This window comes from Actinomadura fulvescens, assembly GCF_039533225.1.
Taxonomy (GTDB): Bacteria; Actinomycetota; Actinomycetes; order Streptosporangiales; family Streptosporangiaceae; genus Spirillospora; species Spirillospora fulvescens.
Window position 1 is genome coordinate 1 of the sequence record NZ_BAAATD010000044.1, and the last position, 2,302, is coordinate 2,302.

Genomic DNA, 2,302 nt, shown 5'->3' on the forward strand with positions numbered 1-2,302 from the left:
GGGTGCGGTTCTTCTCGAAGGACCTGGGTGAGTTCGGAGCTTGAGCGTTCGGTCGCTGTGGGTGGGGTCGTCTTCTACCGTTCGAGGTGGAGGCGACCACGATGGGCTCGTTGTTTGAGGAGCTGGCGCGGCGGGAGGCCGCGGTCCGGCAGCGGATCGAGGAGATCGGTGAACAGATCGCCGAGTTGACCGGGCTGCTGGAGGCCGAGGAAGACAAGCTGTCACGGCTGGTCATCACCCGGGAGACCGTGCAGGAAGTTGTGGGTGAGGCGGCCGGAAACCTCGAGGAGCTGGTGGCTGAGCCTGGCCCCGTCGATCCTGGTGAGCCGGTGACCTCGCCGATCGGGGTGTTGACGGTGCCGTCGTGGCGGCCGGGCATGAGGGCCTCGGCGTTGCCGACCGCGTACCAGGACGCGGTGGAGATCCTGGCGGATGCGGCCGCGCCGATGCGGGCCGGGCAGATCGCGGCCGCGATGGGGCTGGAGGACTCGGCGGCCAAGCGGGAAGGATTGCGGTCCAAGCTGAAGCGGCTGGTCGAGCGCGGCTGGGCGACCGAGAACGAGCCGGGGCTGTTCACCTTGACTGTCTCGGCGGCCCGTGAGCTGACCGCCGGACCGGGCGATGGACAGGACGGCATCGGGTCGTCACCGGCCGGGTGATTGTGGCGGGCTCTTCCCCGGTGCAGGTTCGAGGCAACCACACCTTGTGAACCGACCGCGCCGGGAAGAAGAGCCCGCGATGGAAAGCTATGTCGCCGGGGCCGATGCTGACGCCTTTGCGGCCGCGAGGAACACCTTCAACTGTCTGATCGGACAGCTCACCGATCCCCAGACTCTGTCGGTCAGTCACGATCGGCTCGAGGATCTGCTGGTCGAGCAGGGGCGGGAGCTGCAGCGGCTGTTGCTGCAGGCGCATCTGGATCTGCGAGCCGAACGCGAGCGCCGGGCCGCCGAGCGCCTTCGCGGCGCCGGGGCCGGGATCGTCGGGGCCGACGGGAGGATGCGGCGCCGGCTGGAGGCCGGGCATCATCGGCTGCTGGCCATGGTGTTCGGCACGGTGACCGTCACTCGCTGCGCCTGGCGCGCTGCCGGAACCGGGTATCTGCATCCGGCCGATGCGGCGTTGTCGCTTCCGGCCGGGCGGCACTCGCACGGACTGGCCCGGCTGGCCGCTGTGGAGGCGGTGCGGGGTTCGTTCGACAACGCGCTGGAGGCGATCGGTGCCCGCTGCGGGAACGTGGTAGGCAAGCGGCAGCTCCTTGAGCTGGTGCGGCGGGCGGCGGTCGATATCGATACCTTCAACGCCTCGGTGATGCCGATGCCGCGCACCGCCGACGAGGTGTTGATCGTCAGCTGTGATCAGAAAGGGATCGTCATGCGGCCCGAGGCGTTGCGCCCAGCTACTGCCAAGGCCGCCGCCCGCGCGAGGCGCACCTTCCGCACTCGCCTGGCCGCTGGGGAGAAACCCGCCCGAAAACGCATGGCCACCCTCGCGGCGGTCTACGACGCGGTCCCCGCGCCCCGCCGTCCCCATGACGTGATCGCCGTTCCTGGTGGACGGCACGGGACCAGGCGGCCGCGGCCCGGACCGCACGCGGAGAGGAAATGGTTGGGTGGTTCGGTGATCGCCGAGCCGGACGAGGTGATCGCCCAAGCCTTCGACCACGCCGAATCCCGCGATCCCACCCACGCCCGCACCTGGGTCGTGCTGATCGACGGCGCCCAGCACCAGCTCGATCTGATTCGCGCTGAGGCCGCCCGACGCAGGGCACCGATCCATATCGTGATCGATTTCGTTCACGTGATCGAAAAGCTCTGGGCTGGAGCATGGGACCTGCACCGGCCGGGCGATCCCGCGGCCGAGAACTGGGTCGCCACCCATGCTCTGGCGCTGCTGGCCGGGCACACCGACCAGGTCATCGCCGCCCTGCACGCTCAAGCCGCCGCACTCGGCGAACACCGCCGGGGCGAGATCAACGCCTGCATCCGCTACCTGACCAACCACGCCGCGTTCCTGCGCTACGACCAAGCGCTGGGAGCGGGATGGCCGATCGCGACCGGCGTCATAGAGGGCGCCGTCCGTCACATCGTGGCCGACCGGCTCGACATTGGCGGTGCCAGATGGGGCCTGGAAGGAGCAGAGGCCGTGCTAAAGCTCCGCACGGTGGTCGCCAACGGCCACTTCTTGGCCTACTGGCGCCACCACCTCGCCCAAGAACACCACCGTGTTCACCACACGCGCCGCCAGGATGAGTACGACCTCACCGCGTGATCAGGCTTCTCCTTCAAAACGAACCACACCC

General features: G+C 69.0%; 2 protein-coding genes. Both read left to right on the plus strand.

Features of this window, described 5'->3' with window-relative positions; genetic code table 11:
- The first annotated feature begins 86 nt into the window (after nucleotides 1-86).
- Entirely contained in the window at nucleotides 87-659 is a 573-nt protein-coding gene (locus ABD333_RS47315) for a hypothetical protein (RefSeq protein WP_344549491.1), read from the plus strand.
- A 79-nt stretch (nucleotides 660-738) separates the two neighbouring features.
- The gene (locus ABD333_RS47320; protein WP_344549492.1) at nucleotides 739-2,271 is read left to right on the plus strand and encodes an ISKra4 family transposase; all 1,533 of its coding nucleotides are present in this window, start codon (nucleotides 739-741) and stop codon (nucleotides 2,269-2,271) included.
- The last annotated feature ends 31 nt before the right edge of the window (nucleotides 2,272-2,302 follow it).